Raw genomic sequence first — 3640 nt, forward strand, 5'->3', positions numbered from 1 at the left:
CTGCATGGTGGAACGCCCCACGGCGGGACGAACATCGCCGACGTCGGGACGCGCAACCGCGCCCTCGTGCTCGACCTCGTCCGCCGCTCCGGCCCGCTCCACCGCGTCGCCCTCGCCCGCAGCACCGGACTCAGCGCCCAGACCGTCTCGAACATCGCCGCGCGGCTCGTCGCCGAGGGACTCGTGCGCGAGGACGGGGAGCGGGCGCTCGCCGTGGTGCCGTCGGCGCGGACGGGGATCGGCGTGCACCTCGATCCCGCCGCGTTCGAGGTCGTGCTCGTCGACCTCACGGGGACCGTGCTCGCGGCCGAGCACCACGACATCGCGGCGCACACGGCTCCTGCAGCGGTGGTCGACGCGATGGCCGCCGCGATCGGACGCCTCCGGGCCGAGGCTCCGGGGCGGGCCGTGGACGGGGTCACGGTGGCCGTTCCCGGTCCGATCGACACCGTCTCCGAACGGCTCGGGACGCCCGCCCAGCTGCGCCCGTGGTCCGAGTACCCGCTCGCCCTCGAGCTCGCCGCACGCACGGGCGCCGCGGTCCACCTCGAGAAGGACGCCATCGCCGGGGCGTTCGGTGAGGCCTGGACGACGCCGGAGCCCGAGGACCTGGTGGCGGTGCACCTCGGCAGCGGAGTCAGTGCTGCCGCGGTGGCCTCGGGCGAGGTCGTCCGGGGCTCGACCGGGAACGCGGGGGAGTTCGGCGGCATGCCGGTGTTCGCCCACGGTCGGTGGACCGCGGTGTGGGAGGCGTGCCAACCGCTGCAGCAGGTCCGGCGCGCCGTGTCCGCGGGGGTCCTCGAAGCCGAGGTCGCGTCCGACGACGCCGCGGCCGTCCGCGCCGCCTACGCCCGGATGTGTCGGGAGCCAGCCGCTGCCGGCCTCGTCGCCGAGGGCGGGTCGGCGCTCGGCTCGGCGCTCGCACACGTGGTCGAGCTCCTCGACGTGCCGCGGGTCACGATCGGCGGCAGCGCAGCGGTCCTCGGTGGTGAGCGGTTCCTCGACGCGGTCCGCTCACGACTCCGCGACCGATTGCCACGTGGGCCGTTCGCCGAGGTCGCGTTCTCCACCGCCGGCGTCGTGGCCGTCGCACGCGGCGCGGCGTGCTCCGCGATCGCGCGGAGCCTCACGACAGCGGCTCCGGTCCCGACGGCGCGGCAGCGGACGGGAGGCTCGGTGCAGGCCCGCAGCATCAGCCATCCCTGGTGAGCGACGTGCGTCGGGCAGGCGGGGCGTGCCTCCAGGACGGCACTGTCGTCACGGGCCGCGTCGCGGCGGCGACCAGGACGCCGTAGGTTCGCTGCATGACGACCGCGACGACCGCTCCCGACTTCGCCACCGCCTGGACGACCTGGCACGACGCCCACGAGGCAGCCCGGGCCAGCGAGCACGGGTTCCTCGCGATCACGAGCATCCGGTGGCTGCAGGCCGAGCCCGAACGGTTCGAGGACGCACCCGGCGCCTGGTCGACCTCCGAGGACGGGCCGGTGGTGGCGCTCGACCCGGGGCAGTCGATCGAGGTCGACGGACAGGTCGTGACCGGCACCCACCGGTTCGGGTCGCTCGCCGAGCGGTCCGGCGTCGACGTGGTGTGGCACGACGGTGACGAGTCCGTCGTCATCGAGGTCGCGCGGCGCGGCGGCAGCGACATCGTCCGGCCGCGGCGTCCCTCGGCGCCGCTCCGCGTGTCCTACCGGGGCACACCGGCGTACGCGCCAGACCCCGCGTTCGCCGTCGAGGCACGGTTCGAGCCGTTCGACGAGCCGCGCGAGGTCACGGTGGGATCGGTCGTCGACGGGCTCCAGCACGTGTACACCGCGCCGGGTGTGCTGCGGTTCGAGCTCGACGGGCCGCGCGCGCTCACGGCGTTCAACGGGTACGGCGACGGGCTGCTCGTGCTGTTCACCGACCGGACCTCGGGCGTGACGACGTACGCCGCGACGCGGAGCCTCGACGTGCCGGCACCGGACGCCACCGGCCGCACGACGATCGACTTCAACCGGGCGACGAACCTGCCGTGCGCCTACACCCCGCACGCGACGTGCCCGCTGCCTCCCGCGGAGAACCGGCTCGACGTGGCCGTCGAGGCCGGGGAGCGCCTGCCCGCCTGACGCGGGGCGCGGGGGCGCGGACTCCGTACGACATCGTCGGTGTCGTACGACGTCGGCGTAGTCGTTGATTGCGTGCGCGGGGTGTTGCGCACGCCAGGTTGCGACGAGCCCGCTGTCGTACGACGTCGACGTCGACGTTGTCGTTGATTGCGTGCGCGGGGTGTTGCGCACGCCAGGTTGCGACGAGCCCGCTGTCGTACGACGTCGACGTTGTCGTTCGGCGTCAGCACGCGCGTCGGCGGCAGCGGCCCCCGGACCCCTGAGCACACGGCCCCCGGACCCCCGGACTCGTCAGGGCGCCTCGACCCGAACCCACCCGCTCGTGGCACGCCACGCGACCGGGTCGAACGAGAACACGCTGCCCATGCCCGGCTGGTCGAGCGCACGGGAGACCGGGACGCCCCGCAGATCCGCGAGCAGCAGCGCTCCGACCGCACCGTGCGACACGATCGTCACGTCGCCGTCGTCTGCCAGCGCCCGGACGGCACGGACGATGCGCGCCCTGGCGTCGACGGCGCGCTCCCACCCGCGGACCGACACCTCCGGCGCGGCGAAGAACGCGTCGACGACACCCTCGAACTCGTCGAACGGCAGGTGACCGGTGGCGCTCCGGTCGATCTCGCCGAGGGCGGCGTCCGTCGAGGGGACGACCCCCACCGCCGCCGCGAGGATGCCGGCCGTGTCGATCGCCTTCTGTTCGGTACTCGACACGATGCGACCGACCCCCGGGGCCCAGGCCACCGCGGCGGCACCGGCGGCGCGCTCCCGACCCGCGGCGGACAGCCCCCACGACTCGATCGGACGCGCCGGGTCGACGACCACCTCGGCGTGGGTCAGGAAGAACGAGGGCACGTCCCGACCCTACGCACCCGCGGCGTGCGGACGGGAGGCGCGGCGCGGGCCCGCCCCGCGCCTCCCGTCCGTCAGCGGGTCGCCGTAGGGTGAGCGCGTGGAGTTCCCGGGGGAGGCGGCCGACGCGCGTGACGCGTCGACCTCTCCGGGGTCACCCCGGGGCACGCAGGACCAGCAGGACGACACGCCCCGAGCGGGACGGCGCGCTCCGCGCGCGACGCCGCACGGAGGCACCGACGGGTCCTCCGGGAACCCCACGCCCCTCACCGTCGTCGCCGGCGCCCTCGCCGACGCGTTCCTCGCCGCCGAACACTGGCGACCGGACGACCTGACCGCCGCCGGCTGGGCCGTGGTCGGCGTCGAGCGCGCCTACGTCGGACTCGCCGTCGCCGCGGCCCTCGCCGCCTACCCGCGGCCACCGGTCGACGCACCCCGGCAGCTCGCGGCGGCGCTCGAAGCGTCGCCGCGCCTCGCCGAGCTGCACCGCGCCCGCGAGGCCCGTCGTCCGGTGCGGGTCCTCGCGCGTCGGGCGACCGCGGTCCGGGCCCGGCCGGAGACCACGAGCCGACTGCTCGTCGACACCCTCCCGGAGCTGGCACGGGAGCTCGACCTGACCGTCGGCCGGCTGCTCTGGCTCGCGGACACCCGCGGCTGGAACCGCGGGCCGGTGCGTCGAG

Annotated in this window: 4 protein-coding genes; 3 read left to right on the forward strand and 1 reads right to left on the reverse strand. The window is 75.6% G+C overall.

The annotated features are described in order from the left end of the window. Window positions 1-1209: ROK family transcriptional regulator (locus tag I5E_RS22780; protein WP_022907230.1), on the forward strand; the 1209-nt coding region annotated here is incomplete at its 5' end. 95 nt (window positions 1210-1304) lie between these two features. Next, a complete protein-coding gene (locus I5E_RS12180; RefSeq protein ID WP_022907231.1) occupies window positions 1305-2111 on the forward strand; it encodes a DUF1684 domain-containing protein in 807 nt (268 codons plus the stop codon). Window positions 2112-2402: 291 nt separating this feature from the next. Here the strand turns inward: I5E_RS12180 and I5E_RS12185 are convergent, their stop codons facing one another. Beyond that, window positions 2403-2963, reverse strand: a complete 561-nt coding sequence (locus tag I5E_RS12185) for a histidine phosphatase family protein (RefSeq protein ID WP_022907232.1) — start codon at window positions 2961-2963, stop codon at window positions 2403-2405. A 97-nt stretch (window positions 2964-3060) separates the two neighbouring features. On the opposite strand from I5E_RS12185, the gene I5E_RS12190 reads away from it, so the two are divergent. After that, window positions 3061-3640 (forward strand): hypothetical protein (locus tag I5E_RS12190; protein ID WP_031262480.1); only part of this gene is annotated, 580 nt, incomplete at its 3' end.

Source organism: Curtobacterium sp. B18 (genome assembly GCF_000333375.1).
Lineage (GTDB): Bacteria > Actinomycetota > Actinomycetes > Actinomycetales > Microbacteriaceae > Curtobacterium.